At 57.8% G+C, this 22,556-nt stretch carries 27 protein-coding genes and 1 pseudogene; 10 read left to right on the top strand and 18 right to left on the bottom strand.

Translation table 11 applies throughout. From position 1 onward, the window contains the following. Positions 1 to 460 precede the first annotated feature (460 nt). The 4 genes from sul2 (at position 461) to AC534G_RS06845 (ending at position 3,515) form a co-directional block, all read left to right on the top strand. Positions 461 to 1,312 carry a sulfonamide-resistant dihydropteroate synthase Sul2 gene (gene sul2 / locus AC534G_RS06860; RefSeq protein ID WP_011270145.1) on the top strand — a complete coding sequence of 284 codons (852 nt, stop codon included), beginning with the start codon at positions 461 to 463 and terminating at the stop codon, positions 1,310 to 1,312. After that, positions 1,299 to 2,102, top strand: coding sequence for an aminoglycoside O-phosphotransferase APH(3'')-Ib (gene aph(3'')-Ib / locus AC534G_RS06855; protein ID WP_001082319.1), 804 nt, complete (start codon positions 1,299 to 1,301; stop codon positions 2,100 to 2,102). The genes sul2 and aph(3'')-Ib overlap by 14 nt, the downstream gene beginning before the upstream one ends. A gap of 22 nt (positions 2,103 to 2,124) precedes the next feature. Then, the gene (dfrA1, locus tag AC534G_RS06850) at positions 2,125 to 2,598 is read left to right on the top strand and encodes a trimethoprim-resistant dihydrofolate reductase DfrA1 (protein ID WP_000777554.1); all 474 of its coding nucleotides are present in this window, start codon (positions 2,125 to 2,127) and stop codon (positions 2,596 to 2,598) included. Between the two features lie 86 nt (positions 2,599 to 2,684). Then, a complete protein-coding gene (locus tag AC534G_RS06845; protein WP_001391758.1) occupies positions 2,685 to 3,515 on the top strand; it encodes an APH(6)-I family aminoglycoside O-phosphotransferase in 831 nt (276 codons plus the stop codon). A 579-nt stretch (positions 3,516 to 4,094) separates the two neighbouring features. On the opposite strand, the gene tetR(A) is transcribed toward AC534G_RS06845, so the two are convergent. After that, positions 4,095 to 4,745, bottom strand: coding sequence for a tetracycline resistance transcriptional repressor TetR(A) (tetR(A), locus tag AC534G_RS06840; protein ID WP_000164043.1), 651 nt, complete (start codon positions 4,743 to 4,745; stop codon positions 4,095 to 4,097). Positions 4,746 to 4,850: 105 nt separating this feature from the next. On the opposite strand from tetR(A), the gene tet(A) reads away from it, so the two are divergent. Next, positions 4,851 to 6,050 carry a tetracycline efflux MFS transporter Tet(A) gene (gene tet(A) / locus AC534G_RS06835; protein WP_000804063.1) on the top strand — a complete coding sequence of 400 codons (1,200 nt, stop codon included), beginning with the start codon at positions 4,851 to 4,853 and terminating at the stop codon, positions 6,048 to 6,050. Here tet(A) and AC534G_RS06830 read toward each other — a convergent pair. From AC534G_RS06830 to AC534G_RS06800, 7 genes and pseudogenes are all read right to left on the bottom strand, one after another. Then, positions 5,996 to 6,205, bottom strand: a pseudogene (locus tag AC534G_RS06830) (IS91 family transposase); the annotation flags it as partial. The gene tet(A) and the pseudogene AC534G_RS06830 sit on opposite strands and share 55 nt — an antisense overlap. A 111-nt stretch (positions 6,206 to 6,316) precedes the next feature. After that, positions 6,317 to 6,622: a LysR family transcriptional regulator gene (locus AC534G_RS06825; protein ID WP_001255015.1), complete on the bottom strand. Its 306-nt coding sequence runs from the start codon at positions 6,620 to 6,622 to the stop codon at positions 6,317 to 6,319. 27 nt (positions 6,623 to 6,649) lie between these two features. Continuing rightward, a complete protein-coding gene (gene floR / locus AC534G_RS06820) occupies positions 6,650 to 7,864 on the bottom strand; it encodes a chloramphenicol/florfenicol efflux MFS transporter FloR (protein WP_000214121.1) in 1,215 nt (404 codons plus the stop codon). A 216-nt stretch (positions 7,865 to 8,080) separates the two neighbouring features. After that, positions 8,081 to 8,965, bottom strand: coding sequence for a DUF3363 domain-containing protein (locus tag AC534G_RS06815; RefSeq protein WP_001447541.1), 885 nt, complete (start codon positions 8,963 to 8,965; stop codon positions 8,081 to 8,083). Between the two features lie 30 nt (positions 8,966 to 8,995). Then, a complete protein-coding gene (locus AC534G_RS06810) occupies positions 8,996 to 10,489 on the bottom strand; it encodes an IS91-like element ISCR2 family transposase (protein WP_001120888.1) in 1,494 nt (497 codons plus the stop codon). A gap of 210 nt (positions 10,490 to 10,699) precedes the next feature. Further along, complete coding sequence (locus AC534G_RS06805; RefSeq protein WP_000743213.1) at positions 10,700 to 10,924, bottom strand: hypothetical protein; 225 nt, start codon at positions 10,922 to 10,924, stop codon at positions 10,700 to 10,702. After that, positions 10,921 to 11,658 (bottom strand): recombinase family protein, encoded by a 738-nt coding sequence (locus tag AC534G_RS06800; protein ID WP_001366550.1) that lies wholly within the window; start codon positions 11,656 to 11,658, stop codon positions 10,921 to 10,923. The genes AC534G_RS06805 and AC534G_RS06800 overlap by 4 nt, the downstream gene beginning before the upstream one ends. 147 nt (positions 11,659 to 11,805) lie before the next feature. On the opposite strand from AC534G_RS06800, the gene AC534G_RS06795 reads away from it, so the two are divergent. The 5 genes from AC534G_RS06795 (at position 11,806) to AC534G_RS06775 (ending at position 14,787) form a co-directional block, all read left to right on the top strand. Next, entirely contained in the window at positions 11,806 to 12,138 is a 333-nt protein-coding gene (locus AC534G_RS06795; protein WP_000447876.1) for an ArsR/SmtB family transcription factor, read from the top strand. Beyond that, a complete protein-coding gene (gene arsH / locus AC534G_RS06790; protein ID WP_001239389.1) occupies positions 12,135 to 12,902 on the top strand; it encodes an arsenical resistance protein ArsH in 768 nt (255 codons plus the stop codon). Before AC534G_RS06795 ends, arsH begins: the two co-directional genes overlap by 4 nt. Beyond that, positions 12,899 to 13,405: an arsenate reductase ArsC gene (locus AC534G_RS06785; RefSeq protein WP_000140066.1), complete on the top strand. Its 507-nt coding sequence runs from the start codon at positions 12,899 to 12,901 to the stop codon at positions 13,403 to 13,405. The genes arsH and AC534G_RS06785 overlap by 4 nt, the downstream gene beginning before the upstream one ends. Next, positions 13,402 to 14,469, top strand: a complete 1,068-nt coding sequence (gene arsB / locus AC534G_RS06780; RefSeq protein WP_001272375.1) for an ACR3 family arsenite efflux transporter — start codon at positions 13,402 to 13,404, stop codon at positions 14,467 to 14,469. The genes AC534G_RS06785 and arsB overlap by 4 nt, the downstream gene beginning before the upstream one ends. A 189-nt stretch (positions 14,470 to 14,658) precedes the next feature. After that, positions 14,659 to 14,787, top strand: a complete 129-nt coding sequence (locus AC534G_RS06775) for a hypothetical protein (RefSeq protein ID WP_001346185.1) — start codon at positions 14,659 to 14,661, stop codon at positions 14,785 to 14,787. Positions 14,788 to 14,823: 36 nt separating this feature from the next. Here the strand turns inward: AC534G_RS06775 and AC534G_RS06770 are convergent, their stop codons facing one another. The 10 genes from AC534G_RS06770 to AC534G_RS06725 form a co-directional block, all read right to left on the bottom strand. Continuing rightward, positions 14,824 to 15,048, bottom strand: coding sequence for a type I toxin-antitoxin system ptaRNA1 family toxin (locus AC534G_RS06770; protein ID WP_000211355.1), 225 nt, complete (start codon positions 15,046 to 15,048; stop codon positions 14,824 to 14,826). Positions 15,049 to 15,111: 63 nt separating this feature from the next. Beyond that, positions 15,112 to 15,360 carry a hypothetical protein gene (locus AC534G_RS06765; protein WP_000213809.1) on the bottom strand — a complete coding sequence of 83 codons (249 nt, stop codon included), beginning with the start codon at positions 15,358 to 15,360 and terminating at the stop codon, positions 15,112 to 15,114. 4 nt (positions 15,361 to 15,364) lie between these two features. Further along, entirely contained in the window at positions 15,365 to 16,792 is a 1,428-nt protein-coding gene (trbL, locus tag AC534G_RS06760) for a P-type conjugative transfer protein TrbL (protein ID WP_001405816.1), read from the bottom strand. Between the two features lie 10 nt (positions 16,793 to 16,802). After that, entirely contained in the window at positions 16,803 to 17,039 is a 237-nt protein-coding gene (gene trbK / locus AC534G_RS06755) for an entry exclusion lipoprotein TrbK (RefSeq protein ID WP_000718002.1), read from the bottom strand. A gap of 12 nt (positions 17,040 to 17,051) precedes the next feature. Further along, positions 17,052 to 17,831 (bottom strand): P-type conjugative transfer protein TrbJ, encoded by a 780-nt coding sequence (gene trbJ, locus AC534G_RS06750; RefSeq protein WP_000836966.1) that lies wholly within the window; start codon positions 17,829 to 17,831, stop codon positions 17,052 to 17,054. Positions 17,832 to 17,971: 140 nt separating this feature from the next. Continuing rightward, entirely contained in the window at positions 17,972 to 18,160 is a 189-nt protein-coding gene (locus tag AC534G_RS06745; RefSeq protein ID WP_000024442.1) for a FitA-like ribbon-helix-helix domain-containing protein, read from the bottom strand. 1,032 nt (positions 18,161 to 19,192) lie between these two features. Continuing rightward, on the bottom strand, positions 19,193 to 20,074 hold the full coding sequence (gene repC / locus AC534G_RS06740) for a replication protein C, IncQ-type (protein WP_000743064.1): 882 nt from the start codon (positions 20,072 to 20,074) through the stop codon (positions 19,193 to 19,195). Continuing rightward, positions 20,061 to 20,873 carry a helicase RepA family protein gene (locus tag AC534G_RS06735; protein ID WP_001346140.1) on the bottom strand — a complete coding sequence of 271 codons (813 nt, stop codon included), beginning with the start codon at positions 20,871 to 20,873 and terminating at the stop codon, positions 20,061 to 20,063. The genes repC and AC534G_RS06735 overlap by 14 nt, the downstream gene beginning before the upstream one ends. Before the next feature lie 19 nt (positions 20,874 to 20,892). Next, positions 20,893 to 21,114, bottom strand: a complete 222-nt coding sequence (locus tag AC534G_RS06730) for a helix-turn-helix transcriptional regulator (protein WP_001179606.1) — start codon at positions 21,112 to 21,114, stop codon at positions 20,893 to 20,895. 147 nt (positions 21,115 to 21,261) lie between these two features. Next, positions 21,262 to 22,464, bottom strand: coding sequence for a tyrosine-type recombinase/integrase (locus tag AC534G_RS06725; protein WP_000954590.1), 1,203 nt, complete (start codon positions 22,462 to 22,464; stop codon positions 21,262 to 21,264). Between the last annotated feature and the right edge of the window lie 92 nt (positions 22,465 to 22,556).

The following is a 22,556-nucleotide window of genomic DNA, read 5'->3' as shown; positions in this document are numbered from 1 at the left end:
CTCGACCTGGTTCGACGATTACGTCAATTTTACCGTCAGGAACTGTGCGCCGCATAGAAAATTCATGAATACACATAAATAAAAACCCCCTGTAAAAACAGAGGGTTGATTGCAGTTTTACCTGTTCATGAAAACTCAGGAAGGGTTATCAGCTTATTCCCACTCTATTGTAAACAAGACATTTTTATCTTTTATATTCAATGGCTTATTTTCCTGCTAATTGGTAATACCATGAAAAATACCATGCTCAGAAAAGGCTTAACAATATTTTGAAAAATTGCCTACTGAGCGCTGCCGCACAGCTCCATAGGCCGCTTTCCTGGCTTTGCTTCCAGATGTATGCTATTCTGCTCCTGCAGCTAATGGATCACCGCAAACAGGTTACTCGCCTGGGGATTCCCTTTCGACCCGAGCATCCGTATGAGACTCATGCTCGATTATTATTATTATAGAAGCCCCCATGAATAAATCGCTCATCATTTTCGGCATCGTCAACATAACCTCGGACAGTTTCTCCGATGGAGGCCGGTATCTGGCGCCAGACGCAGCCATTGCGCAGGCGCGTAAGCTGATGGCCGAGGGGGCAGATGTGATCGACCTCGGTCCGGCATCCAGCAATCCCGACGCCGCGCCTGTTTCGTCCGACACAGAAATCGCGCGTATCGCGCCGGTGCTGGACGCGCTCAAGGCAGATGGCATTCCCGTCTCGCTCGACAGTTATCAACCCGCGACGCAAGCCTATGCCTTGTCGCGTGGTGTGGCCTATCTCAATGATATTCGCGGTTTTCCAGACGCTGCGTTCTATCCGCAATTGGCGAAATCATCTGCCAAACTCGTCGTTATGCATTCGGTGCAAGACGGGCAGGCAGATCGGCGCGAGGCACCCGCTGGCGACATCATGGATCACATTGCGGCGTTCTTTGACGCGCGCATCGCGGCGCTGACGGGTGCCGGTATCAAACGCAACCGCCTTGTCCTTGATCCCGGCATGGGGTTTTTTCTGGGGGCTGCTCCCGAAACCTCGCTCTCGGTGCTGGCGCGGTTCGATGAATTGCGGCTGCGCTTCGATTTGCCGGTGCTTCTGTCTGTTTCGCGCAAATCCTTTCTGCGCGCGCTCACAGGCCGTGGTCCGGGGGATGTCGGGGCCGCGACACTCGCTGCAGAGCTTGCCGCCGCCGCAGGTGGAGCTGACTTCATCCGCACACACGAGCCGCGCCCCTTGCGCGACGGGCTGGCGGTATTGGCGGCGCTGAAAGAAACCGCAAGAATTCGTTATCAGAAAACTGAAGGAACCTCCATTGAATCGAACTAATATTTTTTTTGGTGAATCGCATTCTGACTGGTTGCCTGTCAGAGGCGGAGAATCCGGTGATTTTGTTTTTCGACGTGGTGACGGGCATGCCTTCGCGAAAATCGCACCTGCTTCCCGCCGCGGTGAGCTCGCTGGAGAGCGTGACCGCCTCATTTGGCTCAAAGGTCGAGGTGTGGCTTGCCCCGAGGTCATCAACTGGCAGGAGGAACAGGAGGGTGCATGCTTGGTGATAACGGCAATTCCGGGAGTACCGGCGGCTGATCTGTCTGGAGCGGATTTGCTCAAAGCGTGGCCGTCAATGGGGCAGCAACTTGGCGCTGTTCACAGCCTATCGGTTGATCAATGTCCGTTTGAGCGCAGGCTGTCGCGAATGTTCGGACGCGCCGTTGATGTGGTGTCCCGCAATGCCGTCAATCCCGACTTCTTACCGGACGAGGACAAGAGTACGCCGCAGCTCGATCTTTTGGCTCGTGTCGAACGAGAGCTACCGGTGCGGCTCGACCAAGAGCGCACCGATATGGTTGTTTGCCATGGTGATCCCTGCATGCCGAACTTCATGGTGGACCCTAAAACTCTTCAATGCACGGGTCTGATCGACCTTGGGCGGCTCGGAACAGCAGATCGCTATGCCGATTTGGCACTCATGATTGCTAACGCCGAAGAGAACTGGGCAGCGCCAGATGAAGCAGAGCGCGCCTTCGCTGTCCTATTCAATGTATTGGGGATCGAAGCCCCCGACCGCGAACGCCTTGCCTTCTATCTGCGATTGGACCCTCTGACTTGGGGTTGATGTTAACCTCTGAGGAAGAATTGTGAAACTATCACTAATGGTAGCTATATCGAAGAATGGAGTTATCGGGAATGGCCCTGATATTCCATGGAGTGCCAAAGGTGAACAGCTCCTGTTTAAAGCTATTACCTATAACCAATGGCTGTTGGTTGGACGCAAGACTTTTGAATCAATGGGAGCATTACCCAACCGAAAGTATGCGGTCGTAACACGTTCAAGTTTTACATCTGACAATGAGAACGTATTGATCTTTCCATCAATTAAAGATGCTTTAACCAACCTAAAGAAAATAACGGATCATGTCATTGTTTCAGGTGGTGGGGAGATATACAAAAGCCTGATCGATCAAGTAGATACACTACATATATCTACAATAGACATCGAGCCGGAAGGTGATGTTTACTTTCCTGAAATCCCCAGCAATTTTAGGCCAGTTTTTACCCAAGACTTCGCCTCTAACATAAATTATAGTTACCAAATCTGGCAAAAGGGTTAACAAGTGGCAGCAACGGATTCGCAAACCTGTCATGCCTTTTGTACCAAAAGCCGCGCCAGGTTTGCGATCCGCTGTGCCAGGCGTTCATGCCGCCTGTTTTTCCTGCTCATTGGCACGTTTCGCAACCTGTTCTCATTGCGGACACCTTTTCCAGCCTCGTTTGGAAAGTTTCATTGCCAGACGGGACTCCTGCAATCGTCAAGGGATTGAAACCTATAGAAGACATTGCTGATGAACTGCGCGGGGCCGACTATCTGGTATGGCGCAATGGGAGGGGAGCAGTCCGGTTGCTCGGTCGTGAGAACAATCTGATGTTGCTCGAATATGCCGGGGAGCGAATGCTCTCTCACATCGTTGCCGAGCACGGCGACTACCAGGCGACCGAAATTGCAGCGGAACTAATGGCGAAGCTGTATGCCGCATCTGAGGAACCCCTGCCTTCTGCCCTTCTCCCGATCCGGGATCGCTTTGCAGCTTTGTTTCAGCGGGCGCGCGATGATCAAAACGCAGGTTGTCAAACTGACTACGTCCACGCGGCGATTATAGCCGATCAAATGATGAGCAATGCCTCGGAACTGCGTGGGCTACATGGCGATCTGCATCATGAAAACATCATGTTCTCCAGTCGCGGCTGGCTGGTGATAGATCCCGTCGGTCTGGTCGGTGAAGTGGGCTTTGGCGCCGCCAATATGTTCTACGATCCGGCTGACAGAGACGACCTTTGTCTCGATCCTAGACGCATTGCACAGATGGCGGACGCATTCTCTCGTGCGCTGGACGTCGATCCGCGTCGCCTGCTCGACCAGGCGTACGCTTATGGGTGCCTTTCCGCAGCTTGGAACGCGGATGGAGAAGAGGAGCAACGCGATCTAGCTATCGCGGCCGCGATCAAGCAGGTGCGACAGACGTCATACTAGATATCAAGCGACTTCTCCTATCCCCTGGGAACACATCAATCTCACCGGAGAATATCGCTGGCCAAAGCCTTAGCGTAGGATTCCGCCCCTTCCCGCAAACGACCCCTGGAAGCCCCGTAGCGACGCGGAGAGGGGCGAGACAAGCCAAGGGCGCAGGCTCGATGCGCAGCACGACATAGCCGGTTCTCGCAAGGACGAGAATTTCCCTGCGGTGCCCCTCAAGTGTCAATGAAAGTTTCCAACGCGAGCCATTCGCGAGAGCCTTGAGTCCACGCTAGATCTATCTCATCTGCGCAAGGCAGAACGTGAAGACGGCCGCCCTGGACCTCGCCCGCGAGCGCCAGGCGCACGAGGCCGGCGCGCGGACCCGCGCCACGGCCCACGAGCGGACGCCGCAGCAGGAGCGCCAGAAGGCCGCCAGAGAGGCCGAGCGCGGCCGTGAGGCTTGGACGCTAGGGCAGGGCATGAAAAAGCCCGTAGCGGGCTGCTACGGGCGTCTGACGCGGTGGAAAGGGGGAGGGGATGTTGTCTACATGGCTCTGCTGTAGTGAGTGGGTTGCGCTCCGGCAGCGGTCCTGATCAATCGTCACCCTTTCTCGGTCCTTCAACGTTCCTGACAACGAGCCTCCTTTTCGCCAATCCATCGACAATCACCGCGAGTCCCTGCTCGAACGCTGCGTCCGGACCGGCTTCGTCGAAGGCGTCTATCGCGGCCCGCAACAGCGGCGAGAGCGGAGCCTGTTCAACGGTGCCGCCGCGCTCGCCGGCATCGCTGTCGCCGGCCTGCTCCTCAAGCACGGCCCCAACAGTGAAGTAGCTGATTGTCATCAGCGCATTGACGGCGTCCCCGGCCGAAAAACCCGCCTCGCAGAGGAAGCGAAGCTGCGCGTCGGCCGTTTCCATCTGCGGTGCGCCCGGTCGCGTGCCGGCATGGATGCGCGCGCCATCGCGGTAGGCGAGCAGCGCCTGCCTGAAGCTGCGGGCATTCCCGATCAGAAATGAGCGCCAGTCGTCGTCGGCTCTCGGCACCGAATGCGTATGATTCTCCGCCAGCATGGCTTCGGCCAGTGCGTCGAGCAGCGCCCGCTTGTTCCTGAAGTGCCAGTAAAGCGCCGGCTGCTGAACCCCCAACCGTTCCGCCAGTTTGCGTGTCGTCAGACCGTCTACGCCGACCTCGTTCAACAGGTCCAGGGCGGCACGGATCACTGTATTCGGCTGCAACTTTGTCATGCTTGACACTTTATCACTGATAAACATAATATGTCCACCAACTTATCAGTGATAAAGAATCCGCGCGTTCAATCGGACCAGCGGAGGCTGGTCCGGAGGCCAGACGTGAAACCCAACAGACCCCTGATCGTAATTCTGAGCACTGTCGCGCTCGACGCTGTCGGCATCGGCCTGATTATGCCGGTGCTGCCGGGCCTCCTGCGCGATCTGGTTCACTCGAACGACGTCACCGCCCACTATGGCATTCTGCTGGCGCTGTATGCGTTGATGCAATTTGCCTGCGCACCTGTGCTGGGCGCGCTGTCGGATCGTTTCGGGCGGCGGCCGGTCTTGCTCGTCTCGCTGGCCGGCGCTGCTGTCGACTACGCCATCATGGCGACGGCGCCTTTCCTTTGGGTTCTCTATATCGGGCGGATCGTGGCCGGCATCACCGGGGCGACTGGGGCGGTAGCCGGCGCTTATATTGCCGATATCACTGATGGCGATGAGCGCGCGCGGCACTTCGGCTTCATGAGCGCCTGTTTCGGGTTCGGGATGGTCGCGGGACCTGTGCTCGGTGGGCTGATGGGCGGTTTCTCCCCCCACGCTCCGTTCTTCGCCGCGGCAGCCTTGAACGGCCTCAATTTCCTGACGGGCTGTTTCCTTTTGCCGGAGTCGCACAAAGGCGAACGCCGGCCGTTACGCCGGGAGGCTCTCAACCCGCTCGCTTCGTTCCGGTGGGCCCGGGGCATGACCGTCGTCGCCGCCCTGATGGCGGTCTTCTTCATCATGCAACTTGTCGGACAGGTGCCGGCCGCGCTTTGGGTCATTTTCGGCGAGGATCGCTTTCACTGGGACGCGACCACGATCGGCATTTCGCTTGCCGCATTTGGCATTCTGCATTCACTCGCCCAGGCAATGATCACCGGCCCTGTAGCCGCCCGGCTCGGCGAAAGGCGGGCACTCATGCTCGGAATGATTGCCGACGGCACAGGCTACATCCTGCTTGCCTTCGCGACACGGGGATGGATGGCGTTCCCGATCATGGTCCTGCTTGCTTCGGGTGGCATCGGAATGCCGGCGCTGCAAGCAATGTTGTCCAGGCAGGTGGATGAGGAACGTCAGGGGCAGCTGCAAGGCTCACTGGCGGCGCTCACCAGCCTGACCTCGATCGTCGGACCCCTCCTCTTCACGGCGATCTATGCGGCTTCTATAACAACGTGGAACGGGTGGGCATGGATTGCAGGCGCTGCCCTCTACTTGCTCTGCCTGCCGGCGCTGCGTCGCGGGCTTTGGAGAAATTCTTCAAATTCCCGTTGCACATAGCCCGGCAATTCCTTTCCCTGCTCTGCCATAAGCGCAGCGAATGCCGGGTAATACTCGTCAACGATCTGATAGAGAAGGGTTTGCTCGGGTCGGTGGCTCTGGTAACGACCAGTATCCCGATCCCGGCTGGCCGTCCTGGCCGCCACATGAGGCATGTTCCGCGTCCTTGCAATACTGTGTTTACATACAGTCTATCGCTTAGCGGAAAGTTCTTTTACCCTCAGCCGAAATGCCTGCCGTTGCTAGACATTGCCAGCCAGTGCCCGTCACTCCGCGGTCTTCACTGCGTGATCGAGTTGATCGACACCCGCCGTGACACGCTCCATGAAGTGCCTGCCTGCGTCTGTTAGCCGAACGCCCCGCGCATGGCGCTCAAATAGCAGGACACCAAGGTTATCCTCCAGCGCTTTCACACGCGCGCTGACGCTCGACTGGCTGATACCAAGTGCCTTGGCCGCATGCCGAAAATTCAGATGCTCGGCGACGGCGATGAACTGAACAAGGGAAATGAGCGGTATCCTGCCAGACAGGATACCGACATTCACGAGGTTTCGATGGTTAGTGCGCCGCATCGGAGCGGGCCTGCTACCAGTCGTCGGTTAGACGACTGGCGACTTCTCGGTGGCAGCCCCACGGAGCCGAAGGAGCACCAGCCCCAACGAAACCAGTACCGCCATCGCCGTGGCGTAACAGATCACGGGCCACGCTGTGTCACCGTTTAAAAGTGCCACCGCCAATGTCCCGACAATGCTGACTATCAGGCTTTGAACGCAGAAGTAGAACGCGACCGCTGATCCCGCGATGTCGTCGAACTCTGCCAAAGCGCCGTTCGCGGTAACGGACACCGTGAAGACAATACCGACCGCGACAACCCACATCGGTAGGATGAAGGTGAGGAATGACGGCGAGCCGTAAAGTTCGCCGATCCCCAACAGGACCGCTCCGCAAACAAGCAACGCCATCCCACGCGCCACGCATCCTGCGATGCCCCATCTGGCGACAAAGGACTTCGCGAAACGGGTTGTCACGATCATTACAAGCGCGACAGTGGCGAAGGCAAAGCTGAATCCGATCTCGGAATATTCCGCTTGGCCTATGAGCACACGGGTAGCCGTCGAGAAGAAGACGAAGTAGGTGCCCATACCGGCGCTAAAGCCGACAGTGTAAACCCAAAAAGCCGGACTCGCGAAGATCGGCAAGACAGATCGGCGCGTCTTGACTTGATCCAGAGGGCGGGTTTCGTGCCACCTGAAACCCGCATTTAGGAGTGCGAGCATCGCCAGTATAGCCAAAGTAATGAATATCGCCTGCCATCCCAAGAACTCGCCGATCAATGCTCCGGCGATAGGGCCGAGCGCAGGCACGAACGCCAGCATCGAACTGAAAAGGCCGTAGATGACGACACCCTCAGGACGGTTGGCATAAACGTCGCGAACCGTCGCGAACGTCGCCACCAGCATGGCCGACGCGCCCACTGCTTGAAGTAGACGGAAAGCGACAAAGGCCGGTGCAGTTGAAGACCAAGCTGCTCCCAGAGACGCAATGACGAAAGCCGTTGCGCCCGCAAGTAGAATTGGCCGTCGCCCGATTCTGTCTGAGAGCGGACCAAAAATCACCTGGCCCACGCCGAGCATCACCATATAGAGGCTCAACGTGAGTTGGATCATAGCGGGCGTCGTGTTCAGGATGCCGGGCATCGCTGGAACGACAGGGAGATAAATATCCATCGCCAGTGAAGCGAGGATGTCGAAAGGAGCCATCAGCAGCAGTGCTGCCGGCAGCGTATAGGCCCACGCGGGGCGTGTGGTGGTCATGACGAATCAACCCTCGATTAAGGAATACCGGGCGACGTCTGCTCGTCAGCAATCAGATGAGACTAGCCTTACAGAGCGCCGCAACAACAATACTGGTTGTTGCGGCTTACTTGTCTGCTGACTTGGAATTTCCCATCTGATTACTCCACGCTTACGAATATGAATTGCTACATTTTATCCGATTATCTTTTGCTTCGCAATGCGGCATGGGCGCACTCAGCGTTCCAGCCCCCTCTGCCGCCCTAACTGCCACGACACCGACCCGCCCTGCACGATGCCCATAACCTCGCGGCCGAGTTGGCGGTCGATGATCGGCCGCCACGGGACAAGGGTGAACTCATGGGATTTCTCGACCACGGCGAACTTGCCGCTCGATAGATGCACGGTTCCGGTAAACTTGCCGCTGACGCTCTCGCCGTCCGTGGCGGCGCGGAACGGCAGGCCCTTACTCAAAGCCATATCCGATCCGACGCCGGCTACCTCGCGCTCCCGCAGGATGGCGAGAAGGTTGCGCCGGTAGAAGACGCGGCTGTCCCGGCTGCGGGTGGCGTCGCCCTGTTCGATATGGTGCTCGCGGCGCTGGTCCATGGCTTCGCGGACTTGTTGCCCGAAGCCGGTTGGCGCAAGGTCGGCCGTCTCGCCGTGGATCAGCCGCCGGTCCAGCCAGGTCGCGCCGTCCGATCCGATCTGTTTGTTCAGATCGACCGGGGAAAGGACGCGAACGCTGGCCTGACTGTCTCGGCCGGCGTCATGGGCGGCGGCACGGCTGACCAGATCATCGGGGATGCGCCATTGGTCGGCGTCGATCCGCTCGACGATACCGGCCCGGCGTAGCGCCTCCAGCCGGCGCACATGGGCATCGACATAGCCCTCATAGTCGCCGCCTGGAACGCGGCACGTATAGGAAGAATAAACGCCCTTTTCACCCAAGTCCAACAGCTTTGGACCGCAGTTGACTCTTTCGACACCCCTGCGATGCAACCCAATCCGGCTGACGGGGAGCCAGCAACGCTGAAAATTTACCCTCCTCTTTCCCACTAGCGGCTCCTTTTCCGACAACCAGCACGGCGGATCCCTGCCGCGGCGCTGTGAACGCAGCATTTTGATTGGTATCGTTGGCCTTCAGGCTCGTCAGTCAAACAGACCCAGGAGCAGCTCAGCCGGTGGCGCCCGGCTTTCGGGTAACGCCCTGGTCCCGCTGGTTTCGGCTTTGTGCTTCAGGTGATCAAGGATCTGCTTGATCACTATAGGGTCTTCAATGCAGGCGATGACTTTCATGGCGCCGCCGCAGCCGCTGCAGGTCTCGATGTCGATATTGAAAACACGCTTGAGCCGTTGCGCCCATGTCATCGACGCTCGCCGTTGTGCTGGTGTTGCCGGTTCATCAGCCACCCTGACCTTGTTGCCCCTGCCCCGTTTTGCCGGCGTGACCAACGCCCGGTGCCGACTGTTGGGTGCGAACACCCCGTGGAAGCGGGTTAGGTTGACTCTGGGCTTCGGTACCAGGGCGGCCAGCCTTGCAATGAAATCCAATGGTTCGAAAATGACGTGCGTGGTGCCGTCCCGGTACGGCGTCTTGAGCTGGTAGCGCACGTTGCCGCCTCGTGTTAACGACAGCCGCTTCTCGGATACCGCCGGGCGGCTGATGTACCGGCACAGCCGTTCGAGCTTCTTGCGTTCATCGGCCCTGGCCGCCACGCCGGCGTGCAGGCTGGACCCGGCTACCTTGCCAATCCCGTCACCGAACGGATCACCACTGGTCGGCAGAGTTTGCAAAGTGAACACCTTTCGCCCCGCCTGTGAACCGACAGCGATACGGTAAGTGATCGAGTGCCCCAGCAGGGGTGTCATCGGGTCGTCATCCACCGCATCCGAGGCCAGATAGCTGTTTTCGACATCCCGTTCCAGCAGGCCTTGCCGTTCCAGATAGCGACCCACCCGGTGGGCGATGGTGTGCGTCAGCTGGGTGAGCTCTGGGCTGGTCGGCGCCTTGACCCAGCGGAAACGCGCTGAGCCGTGGGATTGCTCGACATACACACCGTCGAGAAACAGCATGTGGAAGTGAACATTCAGATTGAGCGCCGATCCAAAACGCTGGATCAGGGTGACCGCGCCCGTCTTGGCCACTTGGTGGGTATGGCCCGCTTTCTTGACCAGGTGCGTGGCAATGACGCGGTAAACGATGCCCAGCACCCACCCCATGATCTCGGGCCGGCTGGCAAACAGGAAACGCAGCTGAAACGGGAAGCTCAACACCCACTGACGCATGGGTTGTTCAGGCAGTACTTCATCAACCAGCAAGGCGGCACTTTCGGCCATCCGCCGCGCCCCACAGCTCGGGCAGAAACCGCGACGCTTACAGCTGAAAGCGACCAGGTGCTCGGCGTGGCAAGACTCGCAGCGAACCCGTAGAAAGCCATGCTCCAGCCGCCCGCATTGGAGAAATTCTTCAAATTCCCGTTGCACATAGCCCGGCAATTCCTTTCCCTGCTCTGCCATAAGCGCAGCGAATGCCGGGTAATACTCGTCAACGATCTGATAGAGAAGGGTTTGCTCGGGTCGGTGGCTCTGGTAACGACCAGTATCCCGATCCCGGCTGGCCGTCCTGGCCGCCACATGAGGCATGTTCCGCGTCCTTGCAATACTGTGTTTACATACAGTCTATCGCTTAGCGGAAAGTTCTTTTACCCTCAGCCGAAATGCCTGCCGTTGCTAGACATTGCCAGCCAGTGCCCGTCACTCCCACTCGATTGTAAACAAGCACACAAAACCCTTTAGTGACAACAATTTGCAAGAACTATCAGGCTCAGTGCCATGAAAAATACCATGACCAGATCATGAGGTTGAACACGGCTTGCGCCGGCAGCGTTCACGCTCCTGGTCGGCGATCTCGCCCGGCTGCAATGCTAGCTCAGCATCGGTCATGCGCTCCAGCACGTCGCGTAGGCGGATGGTGCAAGGAATGGGCGGCAGCTCGAACTCATAGCCGCCGGCGATCATTTCGGCCGCAATCTCCTCGGTGATGAAAAACGGCTCGTCGTCTTGGTTCGGCTTCTTCATGCCCTTTCCTCCTGGCGCTCATCCTGGCCGACAGCGGCCAGGGCATCGGCTTCCGTCAATGCGTCCTCCACGAACGCGCCGTGCTGCTTCGCTTCGGCCTGGCTGACCTCGGCCCATATCCGTTTCACCTGGGCCGCACTGTACCCGGCCAGCTCGGCGGTCTTGTTGATGCTGTAGCCGGACTTGCGCAGCGCGACAACTTGGGCGCGGCGCTTCGGATCAGCACGGCGGCCCTTGTACCGCCCGGCCTGGCGGGCCAACTCAATGCCTTGGCGCTGGCGTTCGCGCCTGTCCTCGTAGTCGTCGCGGGCCATCTGCAAGGCCAGGCGAAAAAGCATGATCTGCACGGCTTCCAGCACGATCTTGGCGACGCCCTGGGCCTCGGCCGCCAGGTCGGATAGATCGACCACGCCAGGGACGGCCAGGCGTGCGCCTTTGGCCTGTATCGAGGCCACCAGGCGCTCGGCCTCGGGCAAAGGTAGGCGGCTGATGCGGTCGATCTTCTCGGCAATGACCACCTCGCCGGGCTGTAGGTCGCCGATCATGCGCAGCAGCTCAGGCCGGTCGGCGCGTGCGCCGGATGCCTTCTCACGGTAGATGCCGGCGACGTAGTAGCCGGCGGCCTTCGCGGCCGTAGTGATCGCCTCTTGGCGTTCCAAGTCCTGCGCGTCGGTGCTGACGCGCAGATAGACCCGCGCCACCATCGGCGCGGCTACTGGCTTCGTCCTGCGCATACTTGCGGGCTCCTTTGGGCATACTCAAATGCACCCATCTTAAACTGGCAGGCCAATTTATCACATATCGATCTAAATGCGCCTAGCTCATTTTTACAGCTTAAATGAGCTATTGAGCACACTCCATATTTCGACTATTATTGAAACATGGAAACGATAAATGCTGTAGCCGCCCTGGCGGCCATCGCTCAAGAATCGCGCCTCGCGGTGTTCCGGCTTCTCGTCCAGGCCGGCCCCGCCGGCATGGCCGCCGGAAAAATCAGCGAAGCGGCCGGCATCCCGCCGTCTTCGCTATCCTTCCACCTGAAAGAGCTGGCACACGCCGGCATGGTCACGTCGCGGCAAGAAGGCCGATTTGTGATCTACGAGGCGAACTTTTCGACGGCCACTAACCTGGTGGCCTTTCTCACGGAAAACTGCTGCGGCGGCCAGGTGTGCAACCTGTCTTGCACCACGGAAGCCGGGAAGGTGTTGGCATGAGACTTCGCCATCTTTCCGACCCCGATTCTTTGCCCGCTTTGGACAAATCCTTTGCCATCGAGCGCCCGGCGCTCGGGCTGGCACCCGACGCCCCGCCGGTGCGTATCCTGCTGCTGTATGGCTCGCTGCGCGCCCGCTCGTTCTCACGGCTGGCCGTCGAGGAAGCGGCCCGGCTGCTGCAATTCTTTGGCGCAGAAACACGCATCTTCGACCCGTCCGATTTGCCGTTGCCCGATCAAGTGCAAAGCGACGATCACCCGGCCGTCAAGGAGCTGCGCGCCCTGTCCGAGTGGTCAGAGGGACAAGTCTGGTGCAGCCCGGAACGCCACGGTCAGATTACCAGTGTCATGAAGGCGCAGATTGACCATCTGCCGCTTGAAATGGCCGGCATCCGGCCGACCCAAGGCCGCACCCTGGCCGTGATGCAGGTATCCGGCGGCTCGCAGAGCTTCAACGCCGTGAACACCTTGCGTCTGCTCGGCCGCTGGATGCGAATGTTCACCATTCCGAACCAGTCGAGTATCGCCAAAGCGTTCCAAGAGTTCGACGCGGCGGGCCGCATGAAGCCCTCGCCGTACTACGACCGAATAGCCGATGTGATGGAAGAACTGGTGCGCTTCACGGCGCTGGTACGGCCGCACCGTGAAGCACTGACAGACCGCTATTCCGAACGGAAAGCGGCCGGCCACGTCATCGACGAGGCCACCGATCTTTCATCCATCGCCATTGCTCCCCAGCCACTACCAGAAAGCGAAACATCATGACCGAAAGAATCTATAACGTCCTCATCCTCTGCACCGGCAATTCGGCGCGCAGCATCATGGCCGAAGCTCTCATCAACACGATGGGGCAAGGGCGCTTCCGCGCCTACAGCGCCGGCAGTCACCCAACCGGCAAGGTCAATCCCTTCGCCGTCGAAAAGGTGGAGTCGGTGAATTACCCGACCGAGAATCTGCGCAGCAAGAGCTGGGACGAGTACGCCACGCCCGACGCACCGAAGATGGACTTCATCATCACCGTCTGCGACAACGCCGCCGGCGAAATGTGTCCGGTGTGGCCTGGTCAGCCGATCTCGGCGCATTGGGGATTTGAAGACCCGGCCGCCGTCGAAGGCACTGACGCCGAGAAGCGCCGGGCCTTCGAACAAACCTTCCGGCACATGATGAACCGCGTCCGCCTGTTCGTGAATCTGCCTCTCAAAATGCTTGACCAGACGGCCATCAAGCGCGAGCTGGCGAACATCGGCAAGACCGAGCAGGAAGCATGAGCGCCGGCGCACAGGCCATCGCCGCGAAGCCGCGCCAGGCCCCGATGAGCGGCTTCGAGCGTTACCTGACGCTGTGGGTGGCCCTGTGCATCGTCGCCGGTGTTGCGCTCGGCCAGGGCCTTCCTGACGTGTTCCAGGCCATAGGCCGCATGGAAGTGGCCCAGGTCAATTTGCCGGTGGGCCTGCTGATTTGGGTAATGATCGTCCCGATGCTGGTCAAGATCGACTTCGGGGCGCTGCACCAGGTCAAAGAGCATTGGCGCGGCATCGGCGTCACGCTGTTCGTGAATTGGGCCGTCAAGCCATTCTCGATGGCCCTGCTGGGGTGGCTGTTCATCCGACAAGTGTTCGCTCCGTTCCTGCCGGCCGATCAACTGGACAGCTACATCGCGGGCTTGATCTTGCTGGCCGCCGCGCCCTGCACGGCAATGGTGTTCGTGTGGAGCCGCCTTACCAACGGCGACCCGCTTTTCACGCTCTCGCAAGTGGCTCTGAACGACGCCATCATGATCGTGGCCTTCGCGCCCATCGTCGGCCTGCTGCTGGGCATGTCCTCGATCTCGGTGCCTTGGGACACGCTGCTGATTTCGGTCGTGCTCTACATCATCGTGCCGGTGATCCTGGCGCAGCTCTTGCGGCGGCATCTGCTCAAGCAAGGACAGGCCGCCTTTGAACGGGCCATGCAGAAGATCGGGCCGTGGTCGATGGCCGCGCTGCTGCTGACGTTGGTTCTACTGTTCGCCTTCCAGGGCGAGGCCATCATCCGGCAGCCGTTAGTGATCGCCATGCTAGCCGTGCCGATCTTGATTCAAGTGTTCTTCAATTCCGGGTTAGCCTACTGGCTGAACAAGCGGGCGGGGGAAAAGCACTCTGTCGCCTGTCCTTCGGCCCTGATCGGTGCCAGCAACTTCTTCGAGCTGGCCGTGGCGGCCGCCATCAGCTTGTTCGGTCTGCACTCCGGCGCTGCATTGGCAACCGTGGTCGGCGTCCTGGTCGAAGTGCCGGTGATGCTGCTGGTCGTGCGCGTGGTGAATCGCTCGAAGAGCTGGTACGAACGAGGTTGAACATGCGTAGGAAAAAACTGAGGAAATGATTGCAGATTGCCGCGCCGGCCGCTTCCTGGCGCATTCGATCACTGACCTGGAACACCTAGTATCCATGCTTGCTGAGGTCGCCCGATGACAGACCCAAAGAACCTAGAGAACAGGCTGCATGAGAAGGCCGACCCGGCCCGCGCCGTTTCCACTGGTCGGGTGCGCTACACACTGGCCGAACTACTGGCCGACGCGGAAGCATCCGGGGCTTACCCGCTGCCGCCGGAGGAACGCGAATGGATGGATGCGCCGTCTGTGGGTCGGGAATGGCCAAACAGTGAAGATTGAAAAAGGCGGCCAGTTCGAGTGGCCGCCCTTTCGTCATTAGCTGCACGCTTGGCGCAAGGCGTTCATTGCTTCTTGAAAATCAGCCTGTGTCGCCCGGCCCGTTTCAGCTTGGTAGTACACCACCATAAAAGCATTAGCGACGGCTTCGGCCAATGGCCCAAGGCTCCGCGCTTCCGCTTGGTTGATGTACTCCAAAGAAGAAAGAATAGCCGCTGCTTGATGCACTGCTTGCCCTGGTTCGATAATATGTTGTGTTGTCATAATTCACCTCTCCAGTAGGTGTTGATTGAAAGTGCCGGGCTGGTTGTGGCCAGCCCGGTGCGCCTACAGGTACAGCCCCGCCGCCTCCGCGAATGCTGACCGCTCATTCCTGCCGCCATTAACCTCAATACTTATCGGCTTAGTTTCGCTCTCTCTCATAGGGTCTGGCCGTGATACAAAAGCGGCTGTTTCTGTCTCTGCATCGACCTCGGTCGATTGATCACCCAGCGGCGAAATAAATACCTGGCTGACTTCTTCCCTTGGCGCTTCATCCAGGGCCGCCAATGCGGCCATGTATGTTGATGTCGTCATCGTGCTAACTCCTGACTTCGTTACTATCTGGGCCAGAATCGGCGCCCAAGCTATTGCCCTCGAACTGGCCAGATTGGCTTGCTTCTTTCGGCTCCATGCTTTCGCGTATCGAAGCAGCCAGTTTTCCGCCTGTGGTTTCGCTCACTCGCTCCTGGAATCCCTGCTTCACTTGAGAGCCGACACCCTTGGCTAACTCGGAGGCCGTGCCTGTGGCCAGCTTCGCGGCCTTGGCAAAGCCGCCACCGCTTGAGCTACTGCCGCTGTCACCAAAGCCAGCCGCTTGGGCGAATGGGCTACTGCCAGCAGTACCCGCTTCACCACCACCGTTTCCGCCACTGCTGACAACTGACCCCATGCTGGACATGTCACCGCCGGTTTCCATACTCGCTGATGCTTTCTGAAAAGCCGCTTGGAGTGCACTTGCACCTCCGGCTGCACCGGCTGCGGCACCCATAACCGCTTTACCTGCCAGGGCAGCGCCGCCAGTTGCCATACTGGCCGCCGTCACCGCCGCCCCAACTGCCGCACCCGCACCGAAGTTTCCAATTCCACCGGCTGCGCCAATACCACCACCAGACACAAGACCAGAAATCATCGGCGGAACTTTGTTGACCAAGAAAAGCAAGATGACCGATATAACCAACATCACGGCCAGTTCCTGGGATGCCATGTTCTCGCTGATTTGCGTGTAGTAGTGATTGATGAACTCTTTGCCAATCGCAACCAGAAGCACCATTGCCATAAGCTGTGCGGCCAGGCCCAGCACGGTCTTGTAGTAATTGATCGCCATGTCGGAAGTCCAACGACTTCCACCAAAGCCAAGGAAGAACACACCGGCATACAACAGAATCCAGGCTGATGCGAGCAACAGCAACAGGTTGACCGCAATCAACGCCAGGACAAACAAAACAGCCAGGGCCATTAGCTCCATGACCAGAGCAGTTGCCATCTGCCGCCATCCCAGCTCCGAGGTGGCCTGTACTGTGCGGTTGTATAACTCGAAACCAAGATCAAGGATGCTGGAGGGCCCAAGATTGCTATTGGAAAGTCCCCCCGCCTGCGCGCCCAGAGTTTGCAATGACTGAACAATCGTACCGGCGATATTCATGCCCTGGTTCGCATTCGTCAGCAACCACCAGAAAAAGCCGGTGAAGATCGTGAAGCGAACGAACTCCGCGAAGAACTCGCCAATGTCGGCCTTGCGCAAAGCCATCATGCCGAATGTCCAGACCATCGAAATCACAACCAGCGTCCAGAACAAACGCGATGCAGCGGACTCAATAGCTGGCCCCCATGTTGCGGCAGCATCATGAAAACGCTTGAGCACATCATTCATAACACCGCTGCTACTTAGCTCCTGCGCCATTGCAGGTTCAGCCAGCACCATTGTGGCGACCATCATCAAGCCACCTAGAGCAATTTTCTTTCTCATGGCGACCACCTCAATAATCATCTTTAGGGCTGGGCTTGAACTCCCACTGACGCATCTGCTTGGCCTTCTGGAATGCTCTGCATTCCTCGGTAAAGGCCTCTCGGTTCGCTTCGCTGCGCATTTCATTCAGTGCTGCCTGGAACGCATCGGGGGCACACGTCGCCGCATTTGGTTCGGGCATCCTTTCCTGTTCACATCCAGCCAACAACAGCAACGTAGCCGCGGTAGTAAAAAAGATTTTTTTCATCTCACCGCCTCCCTAGTAGTTGTCTGCCGGACTCGGGCGAAACGTCCAGGTACGCATTTGCTCGGCCCTGGCATCACCTCGCGCCTCGGCATCGAGTTCTGCTGCAATCCGGGCTGCCTCCGCGTTGTGTTGGGCGGTCAACATGGTGCGAATCTGCAAGAGCTGATTGGCCTGCTGGCTGGCGAGCTGGTTGGCGTAGCCGATGGCCTGTAGCTGGCCAGTTGCACCCTGGGCCGCGCCTTGCAGCCGCTCCAGGGTACGGGCGTCATCCTTCAAAGCCTTTTGCTGGTCGGCAACGGTCTGGAACAGGGCATCGTTGGCCTTCTTTTGCGACTCTGACGCCAGGCGGCGGTTCTCTTCCATCGCTGCCTTTTCGGCCGGCGTGCATCCGCCGCTGCCGTTGAAGCATGGCGAGCTGCGGTAATAGGCCACGTCCTGAAACTTGGCCAGGTAACGATCCAGGCTGCCTAGCTGGTTCTCGTAATAGGCCAGCGTGTTTTGCGCGGCAATCAGCCGGTTGATCGTAGTCTGCGCCTGATCCCAGATATACGCGGCTGGGGCCATCGTGTTCTGGAGCTGATTTTCGTACTGCTGCAACTGGGTCTGGTACTGCTCAATCTGCTTGAGCGTCTGCGCCACCGACTCGATGGCCGTCATGATGTTCTGGGCCAGGTTGCCGCCGTCGATGACGGGGATACCAGCTTGCACAGGGGCGGTGGTAGTGGTGATAAAGCCGGTTGCGAGTGCAACGGCTAGAGCGGTTTTTTTAGCCGCTAAAATTTTGGACTTCATGGTCGTACTCCGTCGATGAAAAGAAGGCATTGCCTTGACCAAGCGTTGTGCTTGTTCTCGGCAACGTTTCATCGAAGAGCTACGCCACTAGCTGATCGGTATTGCCCTTGGCGCTGAGGCCCGGACTTACAAACGTAAAACTACTCTGTTTTTTTATCGCTTTCGGACAAGCCAACTTCCCGGCCAATCTCTTCAAGCTCTAGCGGCTGTACTGCCGCCGTCAGTATTTCGCGTATTTCCGCGTCGGTGCTCCTATCGTTGAGCGCTGCTCGAACTTTCAACGCACGGTGCACCTCGGCGGGTAAATTCCTGATAAGCACATTTGCCATATCAATACCCTTTTGGTGTACCCGACAACCATGCTATCAAAGATATTAAAAATAGCAAGACCTATACTCTTGCAACCGGCGGTAGCCGATCAGCCCCGCAGGGCAGGATTCCCGTTGAGTGCCCCCGGCGCGAATAAGGGACAGTGAAGATAGATAACCGGCTTGCCGGTTAGCTAACTTCACCCATCCTGCCCGCATTTCACCCACTATTGAAAATCTAGCGCATATCGAACGTAAAGCGTTTTATCGTCAAACAAACACCGATTCTTGGCAACATAACCGTAATCGTCACCAAATCGGCCTGCAATCGACATAGTCGCTTCAAAATCGCTGCTCAATCGGCTTTAAATCGGAACCTAAAATGCCAACAATCGACACAAACCATTCGCCCCGATGGGGCGAGTTGGACGCCAAAAAAGAAGGGCATAACCCGCCCCTCAAGTGTCAATGAACACAAGAAATTTGCCTCCCCTCCCGTCATACCACTAAGGCGACGTATTGATACTTGAGGGGCAACCTTTCCTGATGTTGACACCTTCACGCAGGTTACTGGTTATGGGCGTCCAACACACACGGCTCATTCCTGCTTGGTAATAATAAGAATAATAATCTTCTTATTATTCTTACCGAACGAATGGGCACTGCTTAGCCATTTCACGTTTCGAGCCAAGGTTTCAGTACAGATAACTACAAGTGCACACAGCGGCCCTCCAGCACCGTTAGACGCAGATTCTGCTTCAGCTCATGGAATAAGGGACTCCGGGTTGTTTTCCCCTCTCACAAGGCGTTTCAGCGGCCACTGAAGCCGCCTTCTCTTCTTGGCGTTAAACCATCGGCCTATGGCCGATTGATAAAGCCCGCCAGGGCTTTATTGGCAAGGTCAGAACGCGCCCTCAAGGCGCGAGCTGCACCGCGCATGATGGATTATCTTTAGATAATCTTGGATGGATTTCCCAAACTGCCCGCAAAGCAGCGCACCGTCTGGGTTTTCCAAATTGGGACGGGGAACGTTACGACGGCAGAAGGGGAGCGTTACGACGGTAACAAGGGAACGTTACGACGGTAAACGGGTGCAGTTGCCGTGGGGCCAGGCCTCTTGATCTCCCATTTTCCCTTGGCGTATTCGTTCACTACCCAACCCACGGCGGCAAGTTCGGCCAGTGCCTTCCGGGCAGTCTGACGGCGTTTTTTCATAGCTTCGGCATTGGCTTCATCTGGCCAGACATAGCCGCAAAGCGTGTCCAGTTCCACGCGCCCGGATTTGCCGGGGTCGATCCAGCCGCATAGCCGTTGGTGCATCAGCCGTGCCGGATCAGTCTGTAGCACCCGCACTTCCGCCATGTCGATACGGGCATATGGACGATGCCCCAGGATCGCTTCGGCAATACGCGGATTCAGGGCAACCCATAGCCTGCCGTCCGTCTCGTCAAAAGCATGACTCATCAGGTGGAACGCGGCTTGCCGCCGTCCCTTCGTCACAAGGATGGTGACGTTCGACATGCGCAGCAGGCTGGCTTTGAGCGCCTTGATGTTGTCGCCGCTATCCGTCATGCCCGTTTCTGAGAGCAGTTTGGTCAGGCTCTCACGAACCACCAAGCCGTCTTGCTCAATGGCTTCGAAACGGGGTTCAAGGAATAGCCGTAGCTGTCGCCCCGTCTCACTGGTCGGTTCCGGGGTTAGCAAGATGCCGTTCGGGCCGCCAAGGGCCACGATGCCTTGCAAAAGACGCATATCATCGGCCCCGAGAGGTTCGAATCCGACGAAACGCATGGATTCGTCCTCGCCAAAGGTGTAGGTCACGTCCAGCTTGCAGCGTTTGCGATCGCCACGCTTGAGGCTGCGGAACAGGCCAGGTGCCAAACAGTGCGCGGGATCATGTCGGACGTGGGTCAGGTCATGCTTAGGCTTCTTCACGCTGTCTCCTTTTCACCTTGCACTGCCGCTCCAGTACAGCAGGCTTCAACACGCCGCCGTCGTGCCGTCTAAACCAGAGTTCTTGAAAAGGTGCGCCATAGTTGGCCTTGCTGACGCCAAAGCGGACAAAATACCCACGCTGACAATCATCGACCCCCAGTATCTCGGCCTCGCCTTGCGTCATGCCGGATAGGTACGATTGCCAACGGATGTTATCAACCAGTACGGACGATCCACGACTGGCCTGCTGTTGATCGCCCGACCCCATCATGGCTGCGCTTTTACTCGCGTGGTGCAGAAACACAATGGAGCAGCCTGTATCAGCGGCTATGGCCTCCATGTGCCCAACAACCTGCGCCATCGGCCCGCTAGCGTTCTCCTCCTCAATGTGGAAGCGCCGCAAAGTGTCCAAGATCATCAAGCGACGACCTTCAGCGGCTCGTTTGAGAGCATCGAACCAGCTAGCAGCCATGATGTTTGGGCATTTACCGATCAAGGGTTCAATGAGCAAACCATCAGCCACGGCTTGCCGTTCCGCTGCGCTGAGGTGTGCCCCAAGGGCGTGCAGACGATGGTGAATAGCGGCCGGTGGATCTTCAGCAGGCAGATAGACCACTTGCCCGGTGGGAAACTCGCCTATTTCAAGTAAATCAGGCCCGCCTGCAATCTGTGCAGCCAATTGAAGGGCCAACATGGATTTACCAGCCCCACCAGGCGACACAAGAGCACCAACAGTGCCAGCAACCATATTAGGCAGAACATAATCAATGGGTGGCGGCAATTCCGTGAAAGCCGCCATAAGATCAAGAGCCATATAACTAGCCCTCTATAGGGCCAGGTCGCGCAGCTTGATCACCCGATGATTTACGTGCCTCAATCCACTCTTCGACCTCTGACAAATCCCAGGCGACATTTCTACTGGTTAACGCGATACGGCGTGGAAAATCCCCTCGCTGCTCCAGGTTATAAATTGTTCGTGTCGAAAGCGGGATCATCTCCAGGAGCTTCTTCCTGTTGATGAGGGTCTTTATATTTTGCATGGGTCAATACCTCTCAAATGAATAGTTGCTATTCATCGAGTAGCTGCGCGAAGCAGCTAATCGGTAATTGACCTGCCCGATGCCAATGGCGGCCTTATTTATAAATTCACGGCATCAACTTCAATGCTATCAAAGATAGCAAAAACATCAACCCTTACTGCCTCCCGAAGTCCACTCATCAATCATATCGGCCCAATCCTGCAACATCGCCGCCCGCTGCTCGCGGTACTCAGCCTTGTTGTAGACAGCCCTCACGCCCTTCTGCTCGTGCGCCAGGCACTTCTCGATCCAGTCGGTGTTGTAGCCGGCCTCATGCAACAGCGTGCTGGCTGTGCGCCGCAAATCATGCGGTCCGAACTTGGTAAGTGACTTCCCATCTTTCTGCGCCGCCTTGTAAGTCAGCGTCAGCACCTGGTTAAGTGTGGCAGCGCTCATCGGCGCATCCGAGTCGTACCGTGATGGCAAAACGAAGTCGGAACCACCGGCAAAGGTTTTCATGGCAATGAAAATATCCAGAGCCTGCTGGGACAGAAATACCAGGTGCGGGTTACGGCGTTTCATCCGCTCCTTTGGAATCGTCCACAACGCTTCGCTGAAATTGATCTCGCTCCAGGTCGCATTGGTCAGCTCGCTCTTGCGCACCATCGTCAGCAATAACAGCTTGGCCGCCGCACGGTTTGTTGGGCTTGTGCCCACTCGCTCCATGTACTGGTACATCAGCCCAATTTCTTCTGGCGTCAACGCTCGGTCACGTGGCTCGAATCGAGCGATGCTTGTTGGGCGCACCAGTTCTGCCGGGTTTTCGACCTTCTGCCCACGCTCGATGGCCCAGCGAAATACCTGCAACACGATTTCACGCACATGAACGGCGGTGGCCGGTGCGCCTCGCTCAACAATGGCATCAGCCAGCGCCCGCAAGTCTTCGTGGGTGATCTCCACCAGCTTCTGATTGCTGAATTTCGGCTTCAGCTCACGCTCATAAACCGAGCGGCGCATATCGCGGGTGGAGTCGGCCATCTGGTAGCCACGCAGCCACTTCTCCGCCCAGGCACCGAACGTCTCTGCATCTTTCACCCGCGCCTTGTCTCGGGCTTTCTCCTTGGCCGGCGACTTGCCCGCCGCAACCATCTTCTTGGCGTCACCCAACAGCTCGCGGGCTTCGGCCAGGGTGATGCCACCGACACCATAACGCCCAAAGGTGATGGTCTCCTGCCGACCGTTGATTGAGTAGTTGTAACGGAACGAGATGGAGCCGGCTGGAGTCACTGCCACATAGAGACCTTCCCGGTCATTCACTTTGTAGAGTTTGTCCCTGGGCTTGAGATTGCGCAGCTTGGTATCGGTCAGCATGTACCTTGTCCTTCTTCGTCTCCGATACCATGCTGAAAAAATCTCGAATTTATCGTACTTTTTCTTACGAAACAGTAACTTATAGAATATTA

It is taken from the genome of Citrobacter sp. CRE-46, assembly GCF_059615875.1.
This window is presented reverse-complemented; position numbering and strand designations above follow the sequence as displayed.

Coding starts and splice junctions, on each gene's coding strand:
- AC534G_RS06810 (WP_001120888.1), bottom strand. CDS start 10,489: ATGCCTCATGTGGCGGCCAGGACGGCCAGCCGGGATCGGGATACTGGT.
- AC534G_RS06845 (WP_001391758.1), top strand. CDS start 2,685: ATGCCGCCTGTTTTTCCTGCTCATTGGCACGTTTCGCAACCTGTTCTC.
- AC534G_RS06805 (WP_000743213.1), bottom strand. CDS start 10,924: ATGAAGAAGCCGAACCAAGACGACGAGCCGTTTTTCATCACCGAGGAG.
- AC534G_RS06825 (WP_001255015.1), bottom strand. CDS start 6,622: ATGCGGCGCACTAACCATCGAAACCTCGTGAATGTCGGTATCCTGTCT.
- AC534G_RS06745 (WP_000024442.1), bottom strand. CDS start 18,160: ATGGCAAATGTGCTTATCAGGAATTTACCCGCCGAGGTGCACCGTGCG.
- AC534G_RS06800 (WP_001366550.1), bottom strand. CDS start 11,658: ATGCGCAGGACGAAGCCAGTAGCCGCGCCGATGGTGGCGCGGGTCTAT.
- arsB (WP_001272375.1), top strand. CDS start 13,402: ATGAGCGCCGGCGCACAGGCCATCGCCGCGAAGCCGCGCCAGGCCCCG.
- AC534G_RS06725 (WP_000954590.1), bottom strand. CDS start 22,464: ATGCTGACCGATACCAAGCTGCGCAATCTCAAGCCCAGGGACAAACTC.
- trbK (WP_000718002.1), bottom strand. CDS start 17,039: ATGAAAAAAATCTTTTTTACTACCGCGGCTACGTTGCTGTTGTTGGCT.
- floR (WP_000214121.1), bottom strand. CDS start 7,864: ATGACCACCACACGCCCCGCGTGGGCCTATACGCTGCCGGCAGCACTG.
- trbL (WP_001405816.1), bottom strand. CDS start 16,792: ATGAGAAAGAAAATTGCTCTAGGTGGCTTGATGATGGTCGCCACAATG.
- arsH (WP_001239389.1), top strand. CDS start 12,135: ATGAGACTTCGCCATCTTTCCGACCCCGATTCTTTGCCCGCTTTGGAC.
- AC534G_RS06730 (WP_001179606.1), bottom strand. CDS start 21,114: ATGCAAAATATAAAGACCCTCATCAACAGGAAGAAGCTCCTGGAGATG.
- AC534G_RS06735 (WP_001346140.1), bottom strand. CDS start 20,873: ATGGCGGCTTTCACGGAATTGCCGCCACCCATTGATTATGTTCTGCCT.
- AC534G_RS06765 (WP_000213809.1), bottom strand. CDS start 15,360: ATGACGACATCAACATACATGGCCGCATTGGCGGCCCTGGATGAAGCG.
- AC534G_RS06795 (WP_000447876.1), top strand. CDS start 11,806: ATGGAAACGATAAATGCTGTAGCCGCCCTGGCGGCCATCGCTCAAGAA.
- sul2 (WP_011270145.1), top strand. CDS start 461: ATGAATAAATCGCTCATCATTTTCGGCATCGTCAACATAACCTCGGAC.
- AC534G_RS06815 (WP_001447541.1), bottom strand. CDS start 8,965: ATGCTGCGTTCACAGCGCCGCGGCAGGGATCCGCCGTGCTGGTTGTCG.
- AC534G_RS06785 (WP_000140066.1), top strand. CDS start 12,899: ATGACCGAAAGAATCTATAACGTCCTCATCCTCTGCACCGGCAATTCG.
- trbJ (WP_000836966.1), bottom strand. CDS start 17,831: ATGAAGTCCAAAATTTTAGCGGCTAAAAAAACCGCTCTAGCCGTTGCA.
- AC534G_RS06770 (WP_000211355.1), bottom strand. CDS start 15,048: ATGACAACACAACATATTATCGAACCAGGGCAAGCAGTGCATCAAGCA.